This window comes from Streptomyces desertarenae (genome assembly GCF_042681365.1).
Classification (GTDB): Bacteria; Actinomycetota; Actinomycetes; order Streptomycetales; family Streptomycetaceae; genus Streptomyces; species Streptomyces desertarenae.
The window spans coordinates 99,276-123,615 of sequence record NZ_JBHUFU010000015.1 but is presented as its reverse complement, the minus strand read 5'-3'; the positions used below and the strand labels follow the sequence as shown (position 1 = coordinate 123,615).

The window sequence follows — 24,340 nt, the reverse complement described above, 5'->3', positions numbered from 1 at the left end:
CGAGGAGTCCGTCATGACCGAACTGTCCGGAGGTCCCTCCCTCCCCCAGGAGCGCCGCGTCGTCACCGCGATCCCCGGCCCCAGGTCCCAGGAGCTGATGGCCCGCAAGCAGGGTGCCGTGGCGGGGGGCGTGGGCACGGTCATGCCCGTGTTCGCGGCCCGCGCCGGGGGCGGCGTCCTGGAGGACGTGGACGGCAACTCCTTCATCGACCTGGGCTCCGGCATCGCCGTGACCTCGGTCGGCAACAGCGCGGAGGCGGTGGTCCGCCGCGCCGCCGAGCAGCTGGAGCGGTTCACCCACACCTGCGTGATGGTGACCCCCTACGAGGGTTACGTCGAGGTCTGCGAGGAACTGGCGAAGCTCACCCCCGGTGACCACGCCAAGAAGTCCGCGCTGTTCAACTCCGGCGCCGAGGCGGTCGAGAACGCCGTGAAGATCGCCCGTTCCCACACCGGGCGCCAGGCGGTCGTCGTCTTCGACCACGGCTACCACGGCCGCACCAACCTCACCATGGCGCTGACGGCGAAGAACATGCCGTACAAGCACGGCTTCGGGCCGTTCGCCCCCGAGGTCTACCGGGTGCCGGTGGCCTACCCCTTCCGCTGGCCCACCGGTCCGGACAACTGCGCCGAGGAGGCCGCGGCCCAGGCCATCGACCAGATCACCAAGCAGGTCGGCGCCGAGAACGTCGCCGCGATCGTGATCGAGCCGGTACTGGGCGAGGGCGGTTTCATCGTGCCCGCGCGCGGCTTCCTGCCGCGCATCGCGCAGTTCGCCCGCGACAACGGGATCGTGTTCGTCGCGGACGAGATCCAGTCGGGCTTCTGCCGCACCGGCCAGTGGTTCGCCTGCGAGGACGAGGGCATCGTCCCCGACCTGATCACCACCGCCAAGGGCATCGCCGGCGGCCTGCCGCTGGCCGCCGTCACCGGCCGCGCCGAGATCATGGACTCCGTGCACTCCGGCGGCCTGGGCGGCACCTACGGCGGCAACCCGGTGGCCTGCGCCGCCGCGCTGGGCGCCATCGAGACGATGCGCGAGCTGGACCTGAACGCCAGGGCCCGCCGCATCGAGGAGATCATGAAGCCGCGCCTGGAGAAGATGGCCGGACGGCACGGGGTGATCGGCGAGGTCCGCGGCCGGGGTGCGATGATCGCGATCGAGCTGGTGAAGCCGGGCACCAAGGAGCCGAACCCCGAGGCCACCGCCGCCGTGGCGAAGCACTGCCACCAGGCGGGCGTGCTGGTGCTGACCACCGGCACCTACGGCAACGTGGTCCGCTTCCTGCCGCCGCTGGTCATCGGGGACGATCTGCTGAACGAGGGCCTGGACGTGGTCGAGGAGGCCCTCGCCGGCCTGGAGTGAGACCGGCGGGAGGAGCGGCGTGAAGAATGTGTGCGGGGGCCATGGCCTTGCCGTGACACGCCTGTCCGGCGCCCGCCGGCTGCCGTACCTTCTTCATCGGAAGAACGCAGTGTCCCGCCCGCGGGTGACCGCGGGCGGTGCCGAGCCGGTGATTCCCCTTCTCCGGCCCGGCTGTGCCCTCGCGCACATTCCTCACCGATCGGACGGCCGCCCGCCCCATACCCCCCGGGGCGCGCGGTGACCGGTCGCCACGGCGGCCCCGGAACTCTCCCCCCTGTTCCGGGGCCGCCGTTCCGCGCTTTCCCGGTGCTCGTCCGGGTCTCGCCGCGCGCCCTGCTCCTCCCCGTGCTCCTGCCCCTGCTGCTCTTCGCCGCCGTCGCCTGGCAGGTGGTGTCGGACGGGCCGCTGGCGGACGCGGACGAGCGGCTGACCCCTGAGCTCCGCGAGAACGCTCCGCCCGCGGCGGTCGCCGAACCCCTGGCCGACCTGGGCAGCGCCGGGGTCGCGCTCCCCGTCCTGGCCGCGGCACTGGGGTACGCGTGGCTGCGCGGACGCCGGTGGCGTCCGCTGGTCGCGGCGGCTCTCGCGGCAGCCGCCGTGCCCGCCCTGGTGGCGCCGGTGAAGGCGCTGACGGACCGGCCCGGTCCGCTGGAGGGCACCGGCTACTTCCCGTCGGGGCACGCGGCGACGGCCCAGGTCGCCTACGGTGCCGCCGTGCTGCTGGTGCTTCCGCACCTGTGGCCGCGGGCGCGCCGGCCGCTGGCCGCGGCCGCCGCGCTGGTGTGCGCCGCCGCCGGAGCGGGGCTGGTGTGGCGCGGGTACCACTGGGGGCTGGACGTACTGGCGAGCTGGTGCCTGGGAGTGCCGCTGCTGGCCGCCGTCCGCGCCGCCTGCCGCCTCCCCGCGGGGGACGGCGCGGGGGGCGGCGGGCGGCGTGACGGTCCACGGCCCGCCGGGCGGCCGGACGCCTAGCCGACCGGGCGGTCAGACGGCGCGGACGTCCTGGTCGTCCCGGCCGTCCCGCGGCCGGCCCGGCGTACCGGGGCCCTCGGGGGCGCCGTCGCCCGGACCGGGCGCGCCGCCGCCGGGGCGGGAGAGGTCGAACTCCCAGAACGCGCGGGCGTGGGCGGCGCCCGGGGCGTGGTCGAGGTGCAGCAGGAGGGTGTCGTCCGCGACCTCGACGGAGAGTTCCGCCGCGGCCCCCTCGCCCGGCGCCAGCTCGTCGGGGCCCTCCCGCTCCCATACGGCGTCCTCCGCGGGGACCGGCACGCCGCCCACGTAGACGTCGGTCCCCCCGCCCTGCAGGTCCACGGTCCCGGTCCCCTCGTTGGAGAGGGCCAGGATCAGGGTCCGCCGCCCCTCCTCCGGGGCGCCGGCGCCTCCCGGCAGCGGGGGCGACGCCGTGATGGTGAGCCCGTCGCCATAGGCCACGGCGTCGCCGGCCGTGGCCGGCTTCTCCGGGGTGCCGACCGCGGAGGCCACCTCGACGGTCTCCGGGAGGCGGCCCGGGAAGGCGGGGCCGAGGACCATGGCCAGAACCAGCGACAGCGCCGCCGACAGCACGGCTCCGGCCACTCCCGTCCACATTCCGGCCAGCGCCTGCCCCCGGTTGGTAGCCGTGCCCGCGCGCACCCTCCGCAGGGCGACGGCGCCCAGGACCGCGGCCGCGGCGCCGAGCGGCACGCCGAGCGGGCTGAGCAGGAACGACGCTCCCAGGAGCAGCCCCACGATGCCCGTGACCAGCGCGGCCGTGCCCAGGCCGTTGCGCGGCGGCCGGCCGGGCCACGGGTACGGGTACGGGTGCGGGTACGGGTGCGCGTGCGGGTGGGCGGGCACCGCCCCGGCCGGGCCCCCGCCCCGGGGGGCGCCGGGTGCGGGCGGGTGCGGGTGCGGGAACTGCTCGGACATGCTGGAAGGCCTCCTCACCGGAGCCCTCACCCTACGAGGAGGTCATGTACCGCTCAGCGGCGGCCGCCCGTTTCCGCGGGGTCGGCGGGCGGGCCCAGGACCCGGGTGTGGTGGGTGCCGCCGTCCTGCCGCGGGTACTCGTCGTCCGGGCCGGGGCTCCAGCCCGCCAGGAGCAGCACGAACAGGGCGACGGCCGCCGCGGACACCGCGAAGGAGACGATGCCCAGGACGAGTCCGGCCGTCGCGGGGCCGCTGCCGTGGGCCTCGCCCCTCCTGATCCTGGCGCGCGCGGCGATGCCCAGCCCGATCGCCACGGGAGCGGTGAACACCGCGAGGGCCATGCCGTAGAAGGTCGTCACCAGGGCGATGCTGGCGATGCCGAGCACCATCGCCGCGGTGCAGATGCCGCTGGTCGCGGGCGGCGGCGGAGGCGGGGCCCACCCCCGGCCGGGGGCGGGGCCGTACCCGTACGGATACGGCCGGTACGGCTGCGGCCGCCCGCCGGCGGGCGGCGTGGCCGGCCGGCCGGCTCCCCCCGCCGGTGCGCCCGCGCCGGTTCCCTGGTCGTGCGGCATGCTCCCCCTCCTCCCGCGCCCCTGGCGGCGCGTGCGGTCATCGTAGGCGGGCCGCGGGCGCGTGCGCGGGGTTCCGCCGCCCGCCTACGATGTCCGCGCCCCCGCCCATCTGGAGGAACCGTGTCCCACTCCGCCGCCGGTGATCTGACCGCCTTCATCGCCGGCCTGCCCAAGGCCGAACTCCACGTGCACCACGTGGGATCCGCCTCGCCCCGCATCGTCTCCGAACTGGCCGCGCGGCACCCGGGCACACCGGTGCCGACCGACGCGGAGGCGCTCGCGGAGTTCTTCACCTTCCGTGACTTCGCCCACTTCGTCGAGGTCTACCTGTCGGTGGTGGACCTGGTGCGCGACGCCGAGGACGTGCGGCTGCTGACCTACGAGGTCGCCCGGGACATGGCCGCCCAGAACATCCGCTACGCGGAGCTGACCGTCACCCCCTACAGCTCCACCCGGCGCGGCATACCCGGGCCCGCCTTCATGGAGGCGATCGAGGACGCCCGGCTGGCCGCCGAGAAGGAGCTGGGCGTCGTGCTGCGCTGGTGCTTCGACATCCCCGGCGAGGCCGGTCTGGAGTCCGCCGAGGAGACCGCCCGGCTCGCCTGCGAGCTGCGTCCCGAGGGGCTGGTCTCCTTCGGCCTGGGCGGGCCGGAAGTGGGGGTTCCGCGCCCGCAGTTCAAGCCGTACTTCGACCGGGCGATCGCCGAGGGGCTGCACAGCGTCCCGCACGCCGGCGAGACCACCGGGCCGCAGACGATCTGGGACGCCCTGACCTCCCTGCGCGCCGAGCGCATCGGCCACGGGACCAGCGCCCCGCGCGACCCGCGGCTGCTGGAGTACCTGGCCGAGCACCGGATCCCGCTGGAGGTCTGCCCCACCTCCAACCTGGCCACCCGGGCCGTGGCCTCGCTGGAGGAGCACCCGGTGCGGGAGATGGCCGAGGCGGGGGTGCTGGTGACGGTCAACAGCGACGACCCGCCGATGTTCGGCACGGACCTGTGCACCGAGTACGGCATCGCGGCCCGGCTGCTGGGTCTGGACGCGGCCGGGGTGGCGGAGCTGGCGAGGAACGCGGTGCACGCCTCCTTCGCCCCGGACGACGTCAGGAGGTCCCTGCTGGCCGGGATCGACGCCCACCTCGCCTCCTGGCAGGCCCCGGCGGGCTGACGGGCGGCGGGGCGTACCCCCGCGCCCTTCCCCGGACCCGGCCGGCCCCCGCAGGCCGGCGGCCCGCCGGAGCCCGCGGGGGCGAGGACCGGCGAGGGCGCCCGGCCCCGGGCCCGCGGGGGCTCCGGGGCCGGGCGCCCTCGCCGGTCAGCGGCTCACAGCGCCGTCATCACGTGCTTGATCCGGGTGTAGTCCTCCAGCCCGTAGGCGGAGAGGTCCTTGCCGTAGCCGGACTTCTTGAAGCCGCCGTGCGGCATCTCGGCGACCAGCGGGATGTGGGTGTTGATCCACACGCAGCCGAAGTCGAGCGCCTTGGACATCCGCATCGCGCGGGCGTGGTCCCTGGTCCACACCGAGGACGCCAGGGCGTACTCGACGTCGTTGGCCCACCGCACGGCCTCGGCCTCGTCGCCGAACCTCTGGACGGTGATGACCGGGCCGAAGACCTCGTTCTGGACGATCTCGTCGTCCTGCCGCAGTCCGGAGACCACGGTCGGGGCGAAGAAGTAGCCCCGGTCCCCGACCCGCTTGCCGCCCGTCTCCAGCTTCGCGTGCTCGGGCAGGCGCTCGATGAAGCCGGTGACCTTCTCCAGGTGGACGGAGTTGTTCAGCGGGCCGTAGAAGCAGTCGGGGTCGGACGGGTCGCCGGTCTTCACCTCGGCGGCGGCCTTGGTGAGGGCGGCGACGAACTCGTCGTGGACCGACTCGTGGACCAGCACCCGGGTGGCGGCGGTGCAGTCCTGGCCCGCGTTGAAGAAGCCGCCGTCGCGGATGCCCTCGACGGCCGCGGCGATGTCGGCGTCCTCGAAGACGACGCAGGGCGCCTTGCCACCCAGCTCCAGGTGGACCCGCTTGACGTCCTTGGCGGCGCTGCCGGCCACCTCCATGCCCGCGCGGACCGACCCGGTGATGGAGGCCATCGCGGGGGTGCGGTGCTCGACCATCAGGCGGCCGGTGTCGCGGTCGCCGCAGACGACGTTGAAGATGCCGGCCGGCAGCTCCAGCTCCTTGAGCACGCCGCCGATGATCTCGGCCAGCAGGACGGTGGAGGCCGGGGTGGTGTCCGAGGGCTTGAGGACGACGGTGTTGCCGGCGGCCAGGGCCGGGGCGAACTTCCACACCGCCATCATCATCGGGTAGTTCCAGGGCGCGACCTGCGCGCAGACCCCGACCGGCTCGCGCCGGACGAAGGACGTCATGCCCTCCATGTACTCCCCGGCGGACTTGCCCTCGAGCAGGCGGGCCGCGCCCGCGAAGAAGCGGATCTGGTCGAGCATCATCGGCAGCTCCTCCTGCCGGGTCAGCTCCAGCGGCTTGCCGGTGTTCTCGCACTCGGCCGCCAGCAGCTCGTCGGCGCGCCGCTCGATCGCGTCGGCGATCTTGAGGATGGCGGTCTGCCGGGTACCGGGGGTGGCGTCGCGCCAGGCCGGGAAGGCCGCCTCGGCGGCGGCCATGGCGGCGTCGACGTCGGCGGCGGCGGACAGCGGAGCCGTCGCGTACACCTCGCCGGTCGCCGGGTTGACGACGTCGGTGGTGCGTCCGTCGGCGGCGTCCCGGAACTCCCCGTCGATGTGGTTGCGCAGCCGACGCAGTTCGGTGCCCACTTCGCGCCCTCCTGCTCTGTTGTCCGATGGATGAGACACCCACCCTAACCACCGAAGAACGTGTTGGATACACCCGCCAGTCCGGGATTTCTTCCTCTCCTGACACCCGAATGGCGGAAATACCGGAGAGAACCCTCCGAAGGACCATTCGGAGGAACCTGAGCGGTGCCCGCGCCTGCCACCGCCCCGGCCGCGGCCCCGGTCCGTACCGTGCCAGTGACCGATCCCCCTGGCGCTCGTTCACCCCGTCAGGGCTCAAGGCACGACCCCCGAAGGCGAGGAGCGGAGGTGCCCGTCATGGTGACCGCACCCGATGACCTGCTCTGGGCGCGCGGACTGCACTACGAGCACGAGGGGACGCCCGCTCTGCGGGACGTGTGCCTCTCGGTCCGCGCGGGGGAGATCGTCTCCGTCACCGGCCCGCGCGGCAGCGGCAAGTCCACGCTGCTGGGCTGCCTGTCGGGGCGGCTGGTGCCTGGGCGGGGCGAGGTGTGGTTCGACGGCCTGCCCGTGCACACCCTCACCGCCTCGGCACGCGAACGGCTGCGCAGGGGCCGGTTCGGCTGGATCGGCAGCGAGCCCCACCTGCTGCCGGAGCTGACGGTCTGGGAGAACACCGCGCTGCCGCTGCTGCTGTCGGGAGCGGGCCGGCGGGAGGCCCGCCGGCGGGCCTGCGAGTGGCTGGAGCGGCTGGACGTCGGCGACTTCGCCCGCAGCCGACCCGGTGCGCTGGTCCAGGCCCAGCGGCAGCGGGTGGCCATCGCCCGCGCCCTGGCGCACTCCCCGAGCGTGGTCTTCGCCGACGAGCCGACGGCACGGCTGCACCAGGGGGAGCGGGCGCAGGTGCTGCGCACGCTGACCACCGCGGCCCGCTCGCACCGGATCACGGTCGTGCTGGCCAGCCACGACGCGAGGGTGGCGGGCGTGGCGGACCGCTCGGCCGTGCTCGTGGACGGCCGCAGGGTGGGCGAGGACGCCCCGTCCGGCGTTCCGGCGGGTACCACCGGGCCGTCCGCGGGGCCCGGCCCGGAAGGCAGGACAGAGTGCTCCCTCTCCGTCTAGTGCGCACCTCCCGCCCCGGCGCGCTGACCCGGCGGGCGCTGGTCGCCTGCGCCGCCGGCGCCGTGGGGTTCCTGCTGCTGAGCGCGCTGTCCTACGCCGTGGCCCATCCCGGCCGTCCGGAGACGGCGGCGGCCCGGCTGCTGTGGTGCGCCGTGCCGCTGGCGGCCCTGGCGCACCTGGCGGCGGCCACGGTCCGCGCCGACCCGAGTGTGCGCCCCCGGGAGGGGCTGGACGCGGTGGGCGTGGGTCCGGCCCGGCTGCCGCTGCTGGCCGCCGTCACCGCGGGCCTGTGCTGCGCGGCGGGATGCGCGCTGGCCCTGCCGGCCTTCGTCCACCTGCGCGGCGGCCTGGGCGGTGTGCTGGACGCCGTCCCGCTGGCCGGGGCGGCCGGGGAGCTGCTGGGCGCCGGGCGCCCGCTGCCGCGTGCCGCCGTGCTGACGCTGCTGGCCGTGCCGCCGCTGGCGGCGGCCGCGGCGAGCGCGCTGGCGACCCGGCTGCGCGCGGTGCCGTCCGTCGTTCCGACGGGGTCCCCCGCCGGCCTGCCGGACCCGGCGGCCGTCCTGCCCCACCGGGCGCCGCCGGTGCCCACCGGTCTGCCGTGGGGGGTGACGGTCACCGCGGTCGGCCTGGTCGTGGAGACCCACGCCGCCGACCGGCTCGCGGCCTCCGCGGGCTCCGGCGGTGTGCCGCTGCCGGCCTCCCTGGACGGCCTGGGGCCGGGAGTGGTGGGCGGCTGGCTGGTGATCGCGCTGGGCCTGGTGCTGGCCGGGCCGGGGCTGGTCCACCTGTGCGGGGCGCTGCTGGCCCTGGGACGGCCGGGGGTGCTGCGGCTGCTGTCGGGCCGGGCGCTGCGGGAGGAGGCGCCGCGCGTGGGCCGGCCGCTGGGCGTGCTGTGCGCGGTGGCGGCCGGGGCCCTGGGGTCGGCCCGCCTGCACGGGGCGGCGCCCGGTGCCGGTGAGGCGGCCGCGGGACCGCTGACGGTGCTGGGGGCCGCGGTGGTGCTGGTGTGCGCGGTGGCGGCGGCGCTGGGATCGGCGGCGGAGTTCCGGGCCGCGCGGGCGGCGGCCACCGCCGGACTGCTCCAGCTCGGCGTCTCCCGCCGGATGCTGCGGGCGGCCGCGGCGCTGCGGGTGGTGGTCCTCCTGGGGGTGCTGGCACCGCTGACCTGGCTGGTCGCGGAGCTGGCCACGGCTCCGCTGGCCCGCTGACGCCGCTCCCGCACGGCGCTCCGCGGCACGCCCGGCGCCGCGGCCCGGACGGCGGGCGCACCGCGGGGGCCGGACGCCGACCGGTCGCACCGTCCACCGCTCCCCGGGCCCCCTCCGCCCGCGCTACGCCGTCCGCGGCGGGAGGACGACCACGTCGTCGGCGGCGAACCGGACGCGCACGGCCGCTCCCGGCTCGGGCGCCGAGCGCAGCGGGCAGGACGCCTCCAGCGCCGGCCCGCGCTCGGGCTCCAGGAGCAGCGAGATCTCCGAGAAACCGCCGCCGCGCAGGGTGCGGGCCGTCACGGTGCAGGGCAGGCCCTCGCCGGACGCGCCGTCCGGGGCGCCGGTGAGCCGCACCCCGGCGGGCCGCACCAGCAGGGCGCAGGGCCCGTCCGGGGCGCCGGGCGGCACGGGGACCGGGCCCCAGGGGGTGTCGGCCGTCCCCCCGTGCACGGTGGCCGGGACGATGTTGGTGAAGCCCAGGAAGCGGGCGACGAACTCGGAGGCGGGACGCTGCCACACCTCGGCGGGGCTGCCGGTCTGGGCGATCCGGCCCGCCTCCATCACCACCACCCGGTCGGCGAGCGCGAAGGCCTCGCCCTGGTCGTGGGTGACGGCCAGCACGGTGGTGCCCAGACGGCGGAAGAGCAGCCGCAGTTCGACGACGAGGCGTTCGCGCAGGGACCGGTCGAGCTGACCGAGCGGCTCGTCCAGCATCAGCAGCCCCGGCCGGGGGGCGAGGGCGCGGGCGAGCGCGACCCGCTGCTGCTCCCCGCCGGAGAGGGTGCCCACGGGACGCCGCCGGGTGCCGGGGAGGCCGACCAGTTCCAGCAGTTCGTCGACCCTCGCCTCCGTCCGCCCGCGCGGCTCCCCGCGCATGCGGAGGCCGAAGGCGACGTTGCCGCCGACGTCGCGGGTGGGGAAGAGCTGGTGGTCCTGGAACATCAGCCCCACACCGCGCCGGTGCGGCGGCACCCCGCGCTGGTCGCGTCCGGCGAGCAGCACCCGCCCGGCGTCCGGATCCACCAGGCCCGCGACGACCCGCAGCAGGGTGGACTTGCCGCTGCCGGACGGGCCGAGCACGCAGACGATCTCGTGCTCGGCGACGTCGAGGCCGACCGCGTCCAGGGCGGTGCGGCCGCCGTACCGCACGGTGACGGCCTCAAGGCGCAGGGACGCCATGGCTACAGCTCTCCCGATCGGTCGGTGCGGACGCCCTCCAGCGCCAGCAGGGTGGCGGCGCACACCAGCATCAGGATGGTGCTGAGCGCCATGGCCTGCCCGTAGCTGGCCTCGCCGGCCCGGCCCAGCAGGCGGGCGACGGCCACCGGCAGGGTGGGGGCGTCGGCGCGGGCGATGAAGACGGTGGCGCCGAACTCCCCCAGGGAGACCGCGAAGGCGAAGCCGGCGGAGACCAGCAGCGCCCGGCGCGCCGGCGGGAGGTCGACCTCGCGCCACACGCGCGCCGGCGGAGCACCCAGGACGGCGGCGGCCTCCCGCAGCCGGTCGTCCACCGCCCGCAGCACCGGCAGCAGGGTCCGCACCACGAACGGGGTGCCGACCAGGGCCTGGGCCAGCGGGACCAGGATCCAGGAGGAGCGCAGGTCCAGCGGCGGCTCGTCCAGGGCGACGAGGAAGCCGAAGCCGACGGTGACGGCCGAGGTGCCCAGCGGCAGCATCAGCAGCGCGTCGAAGCCGCGCACCAGCCGCCCGGTCCGGCCGCCGGGTCCCCGCAGGGTGAGGGCGACGGCGGCGAGTCCCCCGACGGTCAGGGCGATGGCGGTGGCGGCGGCGGCGTAGGCCAGGGAGTTGCCGATCGCCTCCAGGGGCGCGACGGTGAAGGTGCCGCCGGTGGCGTCGGCCGAGGCGAGGTCGCGGTAGAAGTCCGGGCCGTAGCCGCCGGGCCCGCTGAGGGAGCGCTCGACGAGCACGGCGAGCGGGACCACGATCAGCACGGCGATCTGCGCCAGCACCGCGGCCAGCAGTGCCCTCTGCCGCGCCCCGCGCGGGCGGCGGGCAGTGCGGGAGGCGTCCACCAGCGCCGGGGCGCCGCGGCGGCGCCGGACGGCGCGGGCGTGGAGGGCCATCAGCGCGGCGACGGCGGCGAACTGCACCAGTGTCAGGACGGCGGCGGTGGGCAGGTCCAGCAGCTGGGCGGTCTGCCGGTAGATCTCCACCTCCAAGGTGGCGTAGCGGGGTCCGCCGAGGACCTGGACGACGCCGAAGGAGGTGAAGGTGAACAGGAAGACCATCGCCGCGGCGGCGACCACGGACGGGGCGAGCGCGGGGAGGGTCACGGTGCGCCAGGCGGCCCAGCGGCCCGCGCCGAGGACCCGGGCGGCCTCCTCCTGGCGGGGGTCGAGCTGGGCCCACAGGCTGCCGACGACGCGGACCACCACGGCGTAGTTGAAGAAGACGTGGGCGAGCAGGATCGCCGCGGGGCCCTCGTCCAGCCGCAGCCCCCACCACTGCTCCGTCAGCCCGCCGCGCCCCAGCAGGCCGAGGAAGGCGGAGCCGACGACGACGGTGGGCATCACGAACGGCACGGTGACCAGCGCCCGCAGCGCGCGCCGTCCGGGGAAGTCGTAGCGGGCCAGGACGTAGGCGCCGGGCAGGGCCAGGGCGACGGTGAGCACGGTGGAGGCCGCCGCCTGCCACACGGTGAACCACACCACGTGGAGGATGCCGGGGTCGCCGAGCACCTCCGCGATCCGCTCCGGGTGCCACCGCCCGCCGTCGTACAGGCCGCGGGCGGTGATGGCGGCGACGGGGTAGGCGAAGAACAGCGCGAGGAAGGCGGCCGGCAGGGCGATCAGGGCGAGCCGCACCGCCGTCGTCCTGCCCCGGCCGCCGGCGCCCGTGCCTGCCGCGGCCCCGGCGCCTCGGACCCCGTCCTGCTCCCCGGTGCCCGCCGTCACCTCAGGACGGTCGAGGTCCACGCCTTGATCCACGTCTCGCGGTCGGCGGCGATCCTCTCGGGGGCCACGGTGTGCGGCTCGTCGATCGTCGCGCCGTACCGGGTGAAGGTCTCGGGCAGCTCCGTGCCCTCGCGGGCGGGGTGGACGAACATCTGCAGCGGCAGGTGCTCCTGGAAGGACTCGCCGATCAGGAAGTCCAGCAGCGCCTTTCCGCCCTCGGGGTTGCCGGCGCCGTCCAGCAGCCCGGCGAACTCGGTCTGCCGGAAGCACGTCCCGGTGGCCACGCCGGTGGGGGCCTGCTCGGGGGCGGGGTCGGCGCCGAGGACCTCGGCGGGCGGGCTGGAGGCGTAGGAGACGACCAGCGGCCGGTCGCCGCTGCGGCCGCCGGCGGAGCCGGAGAAGCGGTCGTTGTAGGCCTGCTCCCAGCCGTCGACGACCTCGACGCCGTTGGCCTTCAGCTTCTTCCAGTACCCCTCCCAGCCGTCGCCGTACTCGGCGACGGTGGCCAGCAGGAAGCCCAGTCCGGGCGAGGAGGTGGCGGCGTTCTCGGTGACCAGCAGGTCCTTGTACTCGGGCCGGACGAGGTCGTCCAGGGTCTCCGGCGGCTCCAGGCCGCGCTCGTCGAAGTAGGCGCGGTCGTAGTTGACGCAGATGTCGCCGTAGTCGACGGGGGTGACGCGGTTCTCGCCGTCGAGCCGGTGCTCGGCGGGTATCCTCTCCAGCCCCTCGGCCTCGTAGGGCGTGAAGAGCCCGGCGTCCAGGGCGCGGGAGAGGAGGGTGTTGTCGACACCGAAGAAGACGTCGCCCTGCGGGTTGTCCTTGCTGAGGATCGCCTGGTTGAGGGCGGACCCGGCGTCGCCGCCGCGCAGCACCTCCACCGTGTAGCCGGTCTTCTCGGTGAACTCCTCCAGCACCTCCTCGGAGGGTTCGAAGGAGGTGTGGGAGACGACGGTGACCGTCTTGTCGTCCTTCCCTCCCCCGCCTCCGGACGGCTCCGAGCCGCCGCAGGCGGTGAGGGAGGAGAGGGTGAGCGTGCCGAGGACGGCGGCGCCCAGGGCGCGCCGGAACTTCGTTGCCACTGTGTGCTGACTCCCTACGCCGGTACTAACCGGATCAGGTCCGAGGGTCTGCGGTCCGCGGTCCGGCTCCCGGCCGGCTCCGGCGGCACCGCACTCTCAGCGCTGTACGCGCTCCCCTGTCGGTTCGCTTGCTTCGTTTTTCGCTACTGTGTGCGACCTGTGCGGCCACCGCCACGGTACCAGCGGCCCGTGCGCGCCCCGGCCCCGCCTCCCGCGCCCCGGCAGCCCCGGGGCGCGGTCTCAGCGTTCGGTGGCGGCGAGCTGGCCGCAGGCGCCGTCGATCTCCTGACCGCGGGTGTCGCGGACGGTGACGGGCACGCCGTGGGCCTCCAGCGCCTGGACGAAGGCCCGCTCGTCCTCGGGACGGGAGGCCGTCCACTTCGAACCGGGCGTGGGGTTGAGGGGGATGAGGTTGACGTGCGCCCTCTTCCCCGCCAGCAGCCGCCCGAGGAGGTCGCCTCGCCAGGCCTGGTCGTTGATGTCGCGGATCATGGCGTACTCGATGGAGACCCGGCGGCCGGACCTCTCGGCGTACTCCCAGGCGGCGTCGAGGACCTCGCGGACCTTCCAGCGGGTGTTGACCGGCACCAGGGTGTCGCGCAGTTCGTCGTCGGGAGCGTGCAGCGAGACCGCCAGGCGGCACTTGAGGCCCTCGTCGGCGAGGCGGTGGATGGCGGGGACCAGGCCCACGGTGGAGACGGTGATGCCGCGCTGGGACAGGCCCAGGCCGTCGGGCTCGGGGTCGGTGAGGCGGCGGATGGCGCCGACGACCCGCTTGTAGTTGGCCAGCGGCTCGCCCATGCCCATGAAGACGATGTTGGAGAGCCTGGCCGGGCCTCCGGGCACCTCGCCGTCGCGCAGGGCGCGCATGCCCTCGACGATCTGGTGGACGATCTCGGCGGTGGACAGGTTGCGGTCCAGGCCGGCCTGTCCGGTGGCGCAGAAGGGGCAGTTCATGCCGCATCCGGCCTGGGAGCTGACGCACATGGTGACCCGGTCGGGGTACCGCATCAGCACGGACTCCACCAGCGTCCCGTCGTGCAGCCGCCACAGGGTCTTGCGGGTGGTGTCGTCGTCGCAGGTGACGTGCCGCACCACGGTCATCAGCTCGGGCAGCAGCCCGTCGGCCAGCTTCCCGCGTGCGGCGGCGGGGATGTCGGTCCAGTCGGCGGGGTCGGCGGCGTACCGGGCGAAGTAGTGCCGCGACAGCTGCTGGGCGCGGAACGGCTTCTCGCCGATCGCTGCGACCGCCTCCCGGCGCTCGGCGGGCGTGAGGTCGGCGAGGTGCCGCGGCGGCTTGACGGCGCCGCGGGGCGCGACGAAGGTGAGTTCTCCGGGTGCAGGCATAACCCCTCCAGTGTCGCAGATCGACTCCGATCCCCGGGCCGGAGCAGGGAGGCCGTGGTCACCCTCGGCCGTCGTCTGTCATCGTCGGCCACCCTCGCACGGCCCACAGACGGCCCAGGATCTCAGCGGGGGCCACCGTGATCACCGCTTCGACGAGTCTGCTCACCGATCTGTGTGGCCTGTTCGGCTCTCACCTCTCCAGCGGTTTCCCATTCCCGTGCGGTCGCTGCGGTCCGTGGCGGTTGGTGGTGTCCTATTGCCGAACTGCGCCCGTCTGAGGGGTACTTGGGTGGGACGATGAGTGGTCCGGCCCGTGCACGGAAGGAGGGGTGCCGGATGGGGCAGGCAGGGCGCTGGTCGGCGGTCGGGGTGGCGTCGCTGGCGGTGTTCGGGCTGTGCGTGTGGTTGGCGGATGCGGTGTTGCCGTGGGAGCGGCCGGAGCGCATCGCCACGGGTGCGGGGGCGGGTGCGGTGCTGGCGGCGGTGCTGGTGGCCTGGGCGGTCTGGCGGCTCGGCTCCCCGGCTCCTCCCGCGCCGCCCCCGGCCTCCGGTGGTCCGGCGGCCTCGGGCGGGCGGTCGGTGGCGGTCGGCGGGGACAACTCCGGGACGGTCGTGACCGGGGACGGGAACACGGTGCAGCGGTGACCGGCCCCCAGACTCCCCCCGCCCCCGGCGAGCGGTCGGTGGCGGTCGGCGGGAACACCACCGGGCCGGTGGTCACCGGGGACCGCAACCGGGTCGAGCAGCGCACCGTGGTGCTGCCGGAAGGGGGCTTGCGGGCGGCGGTGGAAGACGGCTCCGTGGCCCGGGTAAACAACCTGCCCGCCCCGGACAGCGCGGTGTTCAGGGGCCGCGAGGAGGTGCTGGCGGAGCTGGAGCGGCTGCCGTCGGCCGGAGCCGGGATCGTGGCGCAGAGCGTGCTAGGCATGGGCGGGGTCGGCAAGAGCACGCTGGTGCTGCACCACGCCCACCGCCACCGGAACAACGGCGGCGGCCCGGTGTGGTGGCTCGACGCCGAGCAGGAGGAGCAGGTCACCGCGGGGCTGGCCGGACTGGCCGCCGCGCTGGACCCGGTACATGCGGCGCTGCCGCTGGCCGAGGCCGCCCAGTGGGCGGTCACCTGGCTGCAGGGCCGCACCGGATGGCTGCTGGTCTTCGACAACGTCGAGGACCCCGCCCCCCTGCGCCCCCTGCTGGGGAGACTCACCACCGGGCAGGTGCTGATCACCACCCGGCGCGACCTGCCCTGGCAGGACCTGGGCACCACCGTGTACCTGAACACTCTCACCCCGCCAGCGGCGCTGGCCGTGCTGCAGGACCTCACCGGCCGCCACAGCGAGGATGATGCCGCGGTGCTGGCCGAGCTGGCCGGTGAGTTGGGGCACCTGCCGCTGGCACTGCAGCAGGCCGGCGCCTACCTGGCCCAGACCCGCGCTCACCCGGCCGCCTACCTGGAGCGGCTGCGCACCGACCCGGCCACCACCCTCGCTGTCGCCGCCCCGGGTGATCCCCACCAGCGCACCATCGCCCGCCTGTGGACCCTCACCCTCGACGCCCTGCAGGAGGCCGATGCGGGCGCGGTGGAGCTGCTGCGGATCCTGGCCTACTGCGCCCCCGATCCCCTGCCCCGCGACGTACTGGCCCCGGCCCTGCCCGATGCGCACGCGGTGGACCAGGCGCTGGGGCTGCTGGCCGCCTACAGCATGGTCACCCTCACAAGGACCACCGTCACCGTCCACCGCCTGGTCCAGACCGTGCTGCGCACCACCACCCCACCCCCCGCCCCTCCGCCGCGGCCCTCATGGCTGCGGCGGCTCCTCCGGTGCCCCCGCGCCGATACCGCACCGCACCCCAGCGCAGCCGCTCTGTCCCTGCTCTACCTGGCCCTGCCACCCGGTAGCCCCGAGGAGGTCAGCGGCTGGCCGCGCTGGCAGCCCCTCCTGCCCCACCTCCAGGCCGTGGCCGCCCACCACGACGACACCCGCCCCCACCCGCAGGCAGCCCTCCTCCTGGGAGAGACCGGCTTCCATCTCCGAGCCCGGGGGCAGGCCGCATCGGCCCTGCCGCTGGAGGAGCGGGCCCTGGCCATCACCGAGACCACCCTGGGCCCCGGCCACCCCGTAACCGCCCTCCGCCTGGGCAACCTCGCCGCCACGCTGGGGGAGCTGGGGCGCCACACCGACGCCCTCCCCCTGGCAGAACGAGCCCTGACCACCGCCGAGACCACCCTGGGACCCGACCACCCCACCACCGCCCGCTGCCTGAGCAACCTCGCCCACACACTGGGAGAGCTGGGGCGCCACACCGACGCCCTCCCCCTGGCAGAACGAGCCCTGACCACCGCCGAGACCACCCTGGGACCCGACCACCCCGCAACCGCCCTCCGCCTGGGCAACCTCGCCGTCATGCTGACACAGCTGGGGCGCCACACCGACGCCCTGCCGCTGGAGGAGCGGGCCCTGGCCATCACCGAGACCACCCTGGGCCCCGACCACCCCGCAACCGCCACCCGCCTGGGCAACCTCGCCGTCACGCTGGGGGAGCTGGGGCGCCACACCGACGCCCTCCCCCTGGCAGAACGAGCCCTGACCACCGCCGAGACCACCTTGGGCTCCGATCACCCCACCACCGCCCGCTGCCTGAGCAACCTCGCCCACACACTGGGGGACCTGGGACGCCACACCGACGCCCTCCCCCTGGCAGAACGAGCCCTGACCACCGCCGAGACCACCCTGGGCCCCGACCACCCCGACACCGCCCTCTACCGGGGCAGCCTGTCTCACTTGAGACAGATGTCAGCCGGCGGCGATGACAGTCCTTAGCCGCCCAGGTCCGACGGGCGTTCACAGGCAATCGTTGAGAAGTGGTGCGCCATCCTCTCGACCTTCGGCAGCAGGGTGGCGGCACAGCGTACCGAGAGGGCGGCGGAGCGGCTTTGGGCGGGAGCTGCCTTGGGGCGAGAGATCGGGGCCCGTAAGCTTTCGGCGACTCGGACGGTCTGTGGACCTGCCCGCCAATGCCCGATGTGGGCCCCGACCCCCGAGGCTCGCCCCAAGGTGGCCGCCTGAAGCCGTGGAGCCGACCACCCCAGCCACCGCGGGTTTCTCCTCAGCCAACCCCTCGCCGTTCGGCGCGTGGCCGGCGGTCTGGGCCGGAGCGGGGCGAAGACAGGATCGTCGGTCCGACCGCCGGGCCGCGCGACGCCGCGCCGTGCGCGGCGGAAGCGCCTTGATGAAGTAGGGAAACTCTTACCGCGCTGCTCGGCTCCCGGGCCCTGATGTCGGTGCTTCTGCTCGGCTACCGCGTGGGCGTGTCGTCTTCGCTGGATACGCCCCAGGGCGCGGCCGAGCCGGCCGAGTCGCTGCTGCCCCCGCTCGGGAACCGATGGCTGCACACTCAGGCAGTCGCGGAGCGGGCCCGTGAGGCGTCTCCGGCCGTGCCCGAGGATGAGTGGAACTTCCTCGTCTCCGCGGCCTGGCTGCACGACATCGGGTACGCGCCCGAGCTGCGGCAGACCGGCTTCCATCCGCTCGATGGTGCCCGGCACCTCGAATCGCTGGGCGCTCCGCGTCGGCTCGTCTGTCTGGTCGCCCACCACTCCGGCGCCGTCTACGAGGCTGAGCAGCGGGGTCTGGTCGCCGAGCTCAGCCCCTACGAGCGGGAAGAATCACCGCTCCTGGACGCCCTGATCCACTCGGACATGACCACCGGACCGGCGGGCCAGCGCTTCGACTCCGGCCGGCGCATTGACGAGATCCTGGTGCGCTACGAACCGGGCAGTGAGGTGCACACCGCGATCAGCAAGGCTCGCCCCTGTCTCGGCGCTGCGGTCGAGCGCACTCGGGCACGTCTTGGCGGATGACTGTCACCGGGCAGTCGACCTGTACGCCAAGGCTCGATCGACCACCTCGTCAGCGGTGGTCTCAGGCCCCCGGTCGCAGTGGATGTAGTCGCCGACGTGGGGACAGACCAGGCCGCGTTCGAAACCGTCCACCAGGGCGTCGCCCTCTGCCTCGTCGGCGTAGTCGCCCTCCAGCAGGCGCCGCACCAGGAGGAGCGCCTCCTCACGGGTCATGGTGCGACCGGTCATGTGTGATCTCCCATCCGATGTAGGGCTGTGCCCGGTCTTCGAGACCGTGGTCGATCCGCATCCGCATCGACGGATGGATGTTCAGCTCGTCCAGCCGGTCCGGGGCGACGAACGCGACTTCCTCGCTTTCGCTGCTGGTCCGCAGCTCATCGTCCGTGATCCGCGCGGCGAAGCAGATGGAGAGCTGCTGCCGTACCTCGCCGTCGTCGTAGGCCATGACGTGCGCGGAGCTGGGGTAGGGGCCGACCAGTCCGGTGATCTCGACGTCCGAGCCGGTCTCTTCCCTGGTCTCGCGTACCGCCGCGTCGGGTGCCGACTCGCCGAGGCCGGCACCGCCGCCGGGCAGCGCCCAGAGGTCGTTGTCGGTCCTGTGGATCAGCAGGACTTCTCCGGCCCCGTTCCGGGCCACCGCTGTCACGGAAGGAACGAGGTTGTTCGCCTTGGGCGCCTGCGGATCGTTGAGGTAGTCGACGCGGGCCATGCCCTCAGTGTGCCGCGGACGCCCGCGGCCATGCGGACCCGGCCCGGTCCCAGTCGTCGTCGAAGCTGCGCATGTAGTGCCGGAACGTCCGGCCGCCGAGTGCAGGCACAACCCCTCCGGTGCCGCAGATCGACTCCGATCCCCGGGCCGGAGCAGGGAGGCCGTGGTCACCCTCGGCCGTCGTCTGTCATCGTCGGCCGCCCTCGCACGGCCCGGCGCCCCCGTGAACGGCGTCACGACCGCCGCTTCCGCCGGTGAGGCGAACGGGGTCGCGGGAAAACGGATGGATGACTCCTCGATTGCGCCGCATCGCCGACGCGGCCGCCACGGCGGCGTCCATCGCCGTGGCCTGCCTGCTGTGCTTCGGCTCCCCCCGGGACTGGGAGGGCGGTCCGGAATGGATGCGCTACGGCCTGCCGGCGGCCTCTGTGGGGGGAGTGAGGTTCGGCGCCCGGCTGATGTTCTCCGGCGCTGCGAAGGGCACGGCGGACACGGCACCCGGCTAGCCGGCGGGTGCGGCCCCGGGGGAGCCGCTGAACCGGGCGGGCGGTCACCGTTGGAGGAGTGGCGGGCCGTACCGCGCCGCGGACGCCCCGGGGCCCGGCGCCGTGCGGCGCCGGGCCCCGGGGCGGGCGGGAGGAGCCGTGTCAGCCGGCGCCGACGAAGACGGTCAGCAGCAGCCAGACCACGGGGGCGGTCGGCAGCAGGGAGTCCAGGCGGTCCATGATGCCGCCGTGCCCCGGGAGCAGGGTGCCCATGTCCTTGATGCCCAGGTCGCGCTTGATCATCGACTCGCCGAGATCGCCCAGGGTCGCGCTGACGGCCACGGCCAGACCGAGCAGCAGCCCCTGCCACCAGACGCCGCCGTCGATGAGGAGGTGCATGCACAGCGCGCCGGCGGCCATGGCGAAGGCCACCGCTCCCAGCAGGCCCTCGCGGGTCTTTCCGGGGCTGATGCGCGGGGCCAGCTTGCGGCGGCCGAAGCGCCAGCCCACGGCGTACGCCCCGGTGTCGCTGACGACGGTGAGCAGCAGGAAGGTGAGCACCCGCTGCGGCCCGTCACCGTCGGCGGCGAGCATCATGGCGACGAAGGTGGCCAGGAAGGGGACGTAGAAGGCGGTGAAGACACCCGCGGTGACGTCCCGCAGGTAGTTCACCGGCTCCTCCGTCATCCGCCACACCAGGACGGCCAGGGCGGTGAGCGCCACCGCGACCCAGGCGCCCTCCGCGCCCCGGACGTACCCGGCGACGATCATCGCGGAGCCGCCCACGGCCAGCGGCACCAGCGGCACCCGGATCTGCTTGCGTTCGGCGAGACGGGAGGTGAGCTCCCACAGCCCGACCACGACGGCGACCACTATCACGCCGAGGAAGACGGGCTTGTAGACGAAGAGCGAGGCGAGGATGACGGCGCCCAGCCCCACGCCCACCCCTATGGCGGCTCGCAGGTCGCGGCCGGCCCGCTTGCGGCTCCGGGAGCGGCCGTGGGGAGCGGGGCCGACCGGGGCCGGGGTCGCCTCGGGGCCGGCCGACGGTCCGGGGAGACCGCCGCCGGTGCGGGGGCCGTCGCCGGGCGGACGCCCGGCCGCCCGGCCGTCGCGATCGTCCTGGTCACCGCCGGGGGCGTCGGGCACGATGGGCATAGGCCGAGTCTGCGACGCGTCGCCGCCCTCGCGCACGTAACCCGCCGGGGCCGGAGCGGCCTCCGTACGGAGCGGGGAGTGCGGATCCCTGCCGGAGGGGCTCCAGTAGCCGGATCGGCCGGGGGGTCCGGCGCCCGGCGGCGCTCCCCAGGATGAGTCGTTCACGGAAATCGCAGCCCTATGACCTCAGACCTCGAGCAGTTCGGCTTCCTTGTGCTTGAGCAGCTCGTCCACCTGTGCGACGTACTTGGCGGTGGTGTCGTCGAGCTCCTTCTCCGCGCGGCGGCCCTCGTCCTCGCCGATGTCACCGTCCTTGACGGCCTTGTCGATGGCCTCCTTGGCCTTGCGGCGGACGCTGCGGATGGAGATCTTGGCGTCCTCGGCCTTGGTCTTGGCGACCTTGATGTACTCGCGGCGGCGCTCCTCGGTCAGTTCCGGGAAGACGACGCGGATGATGTTGCCGTCGTTGGAGGGGTTGACGCCGAGGTCGGAGTCACGGATCGCCTGCTCGATGTTGCGCAGCGCGCTCTTGTCGAACGGGGTGACCACGGCCATCCGCGGCTCGGGCACCGAGAACGACGCGAGCTGGTTGATCGGGGTCATCGCGCCGTAGTAGTCCGCCACGATCTTGTTGAACATCGCCGGGTGCGCACGGCCGGTGCGGATCGCGGCGAAGTCCTCCTTGGCGACGACGACCGCCTTCTCCATCTTCTCCTCGGCTTCGAGGAGGGTCTCTTCGATCACCACGTGCTCCTGGTTCGATGATTGAGCCGGAAAGCCCTGATTCCTGCACGGTGTCCGACCGGCAGGCTGTTGTCCATCCCCGTACCGTGCCCATCGTGCGGCACGGAGTTGCCGCGCCGGGGCCGTGTACACCGACCCCGGCACGGACGTCGTGTTGCGTGCCCGGTGCCGGTGGTCAGCTCCGGGAGCCCTGGTCGCTCACCAGCGTGCCGATCTTCTCACCCCGGACCGCCCTTGCGATATTGCCCTCGGCCAGCAGCTCGAAGACGAGGATCGGCAGTTTGTTGTCGCGGCAGAGGGTGATGGCGGTGGCGTCGGCGACCCGCAGCTCGCGGGCGATGACCTCGCCGTACTCCAGGGCGTCGAACCGCACCGCGTCGGGGTTGGTCGCCGGGTCGGAGTCGTAGACGCCGTCGACACCGTTCTTGCCCATCAGCAGGGCCTCGGCGTGGATCTCCAGGGCGCGCTGGGCGGCGGTGGTGTCGGTGGAGAAGTACGGCATCCCCATGCCCGCGCCGAAGATGACCACACGCCCCTTCTCCAGGTGCCGTACGGCGCGCAGCGGGATGTACGGCTCCGCGACCTGGCCCATGGTGATGGCGGTCTGGACGCGGGAGTCGATGCCCTCCTTCTCCAGGAAGTCCTGGAGGGCGAGGCAGTTCATGACCGTGCCGAGCATGCCCATGTAGTCGGAGCGGGCCCGGTCCATGCCGCGCTGCTGGAGCTCGGCACCGCGGAAGAAGTTGCCGCCGCCGATGACGACGGCGATCTCGGCGCCGTCGCGGACCACGGCGGCGATCTCACGGGCGACCTTGTGCACGACGTCGGGGTCGACTCCGAGCCCCCCGCCGCCGGCGAACGCCTCGCCGGAGAGTTTCAGCAGGAAGCGGCGGCGGCCGCGCTCCTTGTCGGAGGCTTTGTCTCCGGGGTCGATGCCCTGTTTCATGCGGATCTCCTCGTGCACATGCTGAGGAGGCCATTGCCGGTGGTCCCTTTCGGTCCCTGGTAGCGGCAATGGCCTCCTCGTCACAACTGCGGTCGTCCTGTCCGGGCGCGCCGTGCACGCCGTGCGCGACGACCGGGACGGGCCCCGTGTTCGACCCTAGCCGGGTGTGTCCGGTCCGCCGTGGACGTCACGGCGGTGCGGGTCAGGCGCCGACGCGGAAGCGGGCGAAGCGCTTCAGCGTGACACCGGCCTCGTCCAGCACCTTCTGGACGGACTTCTTGTTGTCCTTGGCGAAGGGCTGGTCCAGGAGGCAGTTCTCCTTGAAGAAGCCGTTCACGCGACCCTCGACGATCTTCGGCAGGGCCTGCTCGGGCTTGCCCTCCTCGCGGGCGGTGGCCTCGGCGACGCGGCGCTCGTTGGCGACGGTCTCCTCCGGCACGTCCTCGCGGGAGAGGAACTTCGGGGCGAACGCGGCGATGTGCTGCGCCACGTCCTTGGCCACCTCGGCGTTCTCCTGCTCCAGCTCGACCAGGACGCCGACCTGCGGCGGCAGGTCCGGGCTGGTGCGGTGCATGTAGGCGGCCACGTAGCCGCCGGAGAACTGGGCGAAGCGGTCGAGGACGATCTTCTCGCCGAGGGTGGCGTTGGCCTCGTCCACGTACGCCTGGACGGTCTTGCCGGACTCGATCTCGGAGGCGAGCAGGGCCTCGGTGTCGGCCGGGGAGGTGGCGGCGACGTGCGCGGCGATGGCGTCGGCGACGGCGACGAACTTCTCGCCCTTGGCGACGAAGTCCGTCTCGCACTTCAGCTCGACCAGCACGCCGGAGGTGTTGTCGTCGGCGATCAGGGAGACGACGGCGCCGTTCTCGGCGGTGCGGGACTCGCGCTTGGCGACGCCCTTCTGGCCCTTGACACGGAGGATCTCGACGGCCTTGTCGACGTTGCCCTCGGCCTCGTCCAGCGCCTTCTTGCAGTCCATCATGCCGGCGCCGGTGAGCTCGCGGAGCTTCTTGACGTCGGCGGCGGTGTAGTTCGCCATGGTCGGTGAATCTCTTCCCGGGAAGTCGATGAGGATGGATCGAGTGACGGGTGTACGCCGGGGGCGGCGCTCACGCCACCGCCCCCGGCCGTACCACCTGCGGCGTGGGTCAGGCCTGCTCGGCCGGCTCCTCGCCCTCGGCGGGGGCGGCCTGCTCGGCCGGCTTCTCGTCCTCGGCGGGGGCGGCCTGCTCGGCGGCCGGGGCCTCGGTCTCCTTGGTCTCGGCGGCCTTCTGGGCGTCGCCCTCGAGCAGCTCGCGCTCCCACTCGGCGAGCGGCTCGCCGGCGGCCTTCTCGCTCTTGCCCTCGCCGGCACCGCCGGAGCGGGCGATGAGGCCCTCGGCGACAGCGTCGGCGATCACACGGGTGAGCAGGGTGACGGAGCGGATCGCGTCGTCGTTGCCCGGGATCTTGTAGTCGACCTCGTCCGGGTCGCAGTTGGTGTCGAGGATCGCGACGACCGGGATGTTGAGCTTGCGCGCCTCACCGACGGCGATGTGCTCCTTCTTGGTGTCCACGATCCAGACGGCGCTGGGCACCTTCTGCATGTCGCGGATACCGCCGAGCGTCTTCTCCAGCTTGGCCTTCTCGCGGGAGAGGACCAGCAGCTCCTTCTTGGTGAGGCCGGAGGCGGCCACGTCCTCGAAGTCGATCTGCTCGAGCTCCTTCAGGCGCTGGAGGCGCTTGTGGACGGTGGAGAAGTTGGTCAGCATGCCGCCGAGCCAGCGCTGGTTGACGTAGGGCATGCCCACGCGGGTGGCCTGCTCGGCGATGGCCTCCTGCGCCTGCTTCTTGGTGCCGACGAACATGATGGAGCCGCCGTGGGCGACGGTCTCCTTGACGAACTCGTAGGCGCGGTCGATGTACGACAGCGACTGGAGCAGGTCGATGATGTAGATGCCGTTGCGCTCGGTGAAGATGAAGCGCTTCATCTTCGGGTTCCAGCGGCGGGTCTGGTGCCCGAAGTGGACGCCGCTCTCCAGCAGCTCCCGCATCGTGACGACGGCCATGGCCGTATCTCCTCGGAGTACTCGGTTGTCCGCGGCGGCCGGACGGCCGCCGCTCCTGACGCCCCGGCGCGCTGCCTGCGAAGCCGTTGGGGGCCGGTGGCCGTTCGTCTTGCAGGACCGAGTGCGCGGCCGCCGCGGGGGCGGCGGGGCGTGC

At 74.0% G+C, this 24,340-nt stretch carries 23 protein-coding genes and 1 riboswitch; of the genes, 9 read left to right on the top strand and 14 right to left on the bottom strand.

The window, feature by feature from the left end:
* Window positions 1–13: 13 nt before the first annotated feature.
* Complete coding sequence (gene gabT, locus ACFSJS_RS22910; protein ID WP_380903419.1) at window positions 14–1,366, top strand: 4-aminobutyrate--2-oxoglutarate transaminase; 1,353 nt, start codon at window positions 14–16, stop codon at window positions 1,364–1,366.
* A 306-nt stretch (window positions 1,367–1,672) separates the two neighbouring features.
* On the top strand, window positions 1,673–2,338 hold the full coding sequence (locus tag ACFSJS_RS22905) for a phosphatase PAP2 family protein (RefSeq protein ID WP_380903417.1): 666 nt from the start codon (window positions 1,673–1,675) through the stop codon (window positions 2,336–2,338).
* A gap of 12 nt (window positions 2,339–2,350) precedes the next feature.
* On the opposite strand, the gene ACFSJS_RS22900 is transcribed toward ACFSJS_RS22905, so the two are convergent.
* Window positions 2,351–3,274, bottom strand: coding sequence for a hypothetical protein (locus ACFSJS_RS22900; protein ID WP_380903415.1), 924 nt, complete (start codon window positions 3,272–3,274; stop codon window positions 2,351–2,353).
* Between the two features lie 53 nt (window positions 3,275–3,327).
* The gene (locus ACFSJS_RS22895) at window positions 3,328–3,849 is read right to left on the bottom strand and encodes a DUF4190 domain-containing protein (RefSeq protein WP_380903413.1); all 522 of its coding nucleotides are present in this window, start codon (window positions 3,847–3,849) and stop codon (window positions 3,328–3,330) included.
* Window positions 3,850–3,969: 120 nt separating this feature from the next.
* On the opposite strand from ACFSJS_RS22895, the gene ACFSJS_RS22890 reads away from it, so the two are divergent.
* Entirely contained in the window at window positions 3,970–5,016 is a 1,047-nt protein-coding gene (locus tag ACFSJS_RS22890) for an adenosine deaminase (protein ID WP_380903411.1), read from the top strand.
* 155 nt (window positions 5,017–5,171) lie between these two features.
* Here ACFSJS_RS22890 and ACFSJS_RS22885 read toward each other — a convergent pair whose 3' ends face one another.
* A complete protein-coding gene (locus ACFSJS_RS22885; RefSeq protein WP_380903409.1) occupies window positions 5,172–6,620 on the bottom strand; it encodes a gamma-aminobutyraldehyde dehydrogenase in 1,449 nt (482 codons plus the stop codon).
* Window positions 6,621–6,917: 297 nt separating this feature from the next.
* Here ACFSJS_RS22885 and ACFSJS_RS22880 point away from each other — a divergent pair, with 297 nt between their 5' ends.
* Entirely contained in the window at window positions 6,918–7,682 is a 765-nt protein-coding gene (locus ACFSJS_RS22880) for an ABC transporter ATP-binding protein (protein ID WP_380903407.1), read from the top strand.
* On the top strand, window positions 7,664–8,890 hold the full coding sequence (locus tag ACFSJS_RS22875) for a hypothetical protein (protein WP_380903405.1): 1,227 nt from the start codon (window positions 7,664–7,666) through the stop codon (window positions 8,888–8,890). Before ACFSJS_RS22880 ends, ACFSJS_RS22875 begins: the two co-directional genes overlap by 19 nt.
* 123 nt (window positions 8,891–9,013) lie before the next feature.
* Here ACFSJS_RS22875 and ACFSJS_RS22870 read toward each other — a convergent pair whose 3' ends face one another.
* The 4 genes from ACFSJS_RS22870 to rlmN all read right to left on the bottom strand — a co-directional run bounded on the left by ACFSJS_RS22870 (window position 9,014) and on the right by rlmN (window position 14,234).
* Window positions 9,014–10,072, bottom strand: a complete 1,059-nt coding sequence (locus ACFSJS_RS22870) for an ABC transporter ATP-binding protein (protein ID WP_380903403.1) — start codon at window positions 10,070–10,072, stop codon at window positions 9,014–9,016.
* A gap of 2 nt (window positions 10,073–10,074) precedes the next feature.
* On the bottom strand, window positions 10,075–11,829 hold the full coding sequence (locus tag ACFSJS_RS22865) for an ABC transporter permease (RefSeq protein WP_380903401.1): 1,755 nt from the start codon (window positions 11,827–11,829) through the stop codon (window positions 10,075–10,077).
* Window positions 11,805–12,887, bottom strand: a complete 1,083-nt coding sequence (locus ACFSJS_RS22860) for a thiamine ABC transporter substrate-binding protein (RefSeq protein ID WP_380903399.1) — start codon at window positions 12,885–12,887, stop codon at window positions 11,805–11,807. Before ACFSJS_RS22860 ends, ACFSJS_RS22865 begins: the two co-directional genes overlap by 25 nt.
* Window positions 12,882–13,015: riboswitch (TPP riboswitch) on the bottom strand. (Overlaps the previous gene by 6 nt.)
* A gap of 112 nt (window positions 13,016–13,127) precedes the next feature.
* On the bottom strand, window positions 13,128–14,234 hold the full coding sequence (rlmN, locus tag ACFSJS_RS22855; RefSeq protein ID WP_380903397.1) for a dual-specificity RNA methyltransferase RlmN: 1,107 nt from the start codon (window positions 14,232–14,234) through the stop codon (window positions 13,128–13,130).
* A 336-nt stretch (window positions 14,235–14,570) separates the two neighbouring features.
* Here rlmN and ACFSJS_RS22850 point away from each other — a divergent pair, with 336 nt between their 5' ends.
* The 3 genes from ACFSJS_RS22850 to ACFSJS_RS22840 all read left to right on the top strand — a co-directional run bounded on the left by ACFSJS_RS22850 (window position 14,571) and on the right by ACFSJS_RS22840 (window position 18,096).
* A complete protein-coding gene (locus ACFSJS_RS22850) occupies window positions 14,571–14,879 on the top strand; it encodes a hypothetical protein (protein ID WP_380903395.1) in 309 nt (102 codons plus the stop codon).
* The gene (locus tag ACFSJS_RS22845; RefSeq protein ID WP_380903393.1) at window positions 14,876–17,056 is read left to right on the top strand and encodes a tetratricopeptide repeat protein; all 2,181 of its coding nucleotides are present in this window, start codon (window positions 14,876–14,878) and stop codon (window positions 17,054–17,056) included. The genes ACFSJS_RS22850 and ACFSJS_RS22845 overlap by 4 nt, the downstream gene beginning before the upstream one ends.
* A gap of 455 nt (window positions 17,057–17,511) precedes the next feature.
* The gene (locus tag ACFSJS_RS22840; protein ID WP_380903391.1) at window positions 17,512–18,096 is read left to right on the top strand and encodes an HD domain-containing protein; all 585 of its coding nucleotides are present in this window, start codon (window positions 17,512–17,514) and stop codon (window positions 18,094–18,096) included.
* A 3-nt stretch (window positions 18,097–18,099) separates the two neighbouring features.
* Here ACFSJS_RS22840 and ACFSJS_RS22835 read toward each other — a convergent pair whose 3' ends face one another.
* Both ACFSJS_RS22835 and ACFSJS_RS22830 read right to left on the bottom strand, forming a co-directional pair.
* Entirely contained in the window at window positions 18,100–18,324 is a 225-nt protein-coding gene (locus ACFSJS_RS22835) for an e9imm peptide (protein ID WP_380903389.1), read from the bottom strand.
* A complete protein-coding gene (locus ACFSJS_RS22830; RefSeq protein ID WP_380903387.1) occupies window positions 18,299–18,805 on the bottom strand; it encodes an NUDIX domain-containing protein in 507 nt (168 codons plus the stop codon). The genes ACFSJS_RS22835 and ACFSJS_RS22830 overlap by 26 nt, the downstream gene beginning before the upstream one ends.
* Before the next feature lie 287 nt (window positions 18,806–19,092).
* Here ACFSJS_RS22830 and ACFSJS_RS22825 point away from each other — a divergent pair, with 287 nt between their 5' ends.
* On the top strand, window positions 19,093–19,311 hold the full coding sequence (locus tag ACFSJS_RS22825) for a hypothetical protein (protein ID WP_380903385.1): 219 nt from the start codon (window positions 19,093–19,095) through the stop codon (window positions 19,309–19,311).
* A gap of 141 nt (window positions 19,312–19,452) precedes the next feature.
* Here ACFSJS_RS22825 and ACFSJS_RS22820 read toward each other — a convergent pair whose 3' ends face one another.
* The 5 genes from ACFSJS_RS22820 to rpsB all read right to left on the bottom strand — a co-directional run bounded on the left by ACFSJS_RS22820 (window position 19,453) and on the right by rpsB (window position 24,186).
* On the bottom strand, window positions 19,453–20,613 hold the full coding sequence (locus ACFSJS_RS22820) for a phosphatidate cytidylyltransferase (RefSeq protein WP_380903383.1): 1,161 nt from the start codon (window positions 20,611–20,613) through the stop codon (window positions 19,453–19,455).
* A gap of 21 nt (window positions 20,614–20,634) precedes the next feature.
* Complete coding sequence (gene frr, locus ACFSJS_RS22815; protein ID WP_380903381.1) at window positions 20,635–21,192, bottom strand: ribosome recycling factor; 558 nt, start codon at window positions 21,190–21,192, stop codon at window positions 20,635–20,637.
* A 175-nt stretch (window positions 21,193–21,367) separates the two neighbouring features.
* A complete protein-coding gene (pyrH, locus tag ACFSJS_RS22810; protein WP_380903379.1) occupies window positions 21,368–22,138 on the bottom strand; it encodes a UMP kinase in 771 nt (256 codons plus the stop codon).
* A gap of 202 nt (window positions 22,139–22,340) precedes the next feature.
* Window positions 22,341–23,177, bottom strand: a complete 837-nt coding sequence (gene tsf, locus ACFSJS_RS22805) for a translation elongation factor Ts (protein ID WP_380903377.1) — start codon at window positions 23,175–23,177, stop codon at window positions 22,341–22,343.
* A gap of 109 nt (window positions 23,178–23,286) precedes the next feature.
* Entirely contained in the window at window positions 23,287–24,186 is a 900-nt protein-coding gene (rpsB, locus tag ACFSJS_RS22800; RefSeq protein WP_380903375.1) for a 30S ribosomal protein S2, read from the bottom strand.
* Window positions 24,187–24,340: the final 154 nt, after the last annotated feature.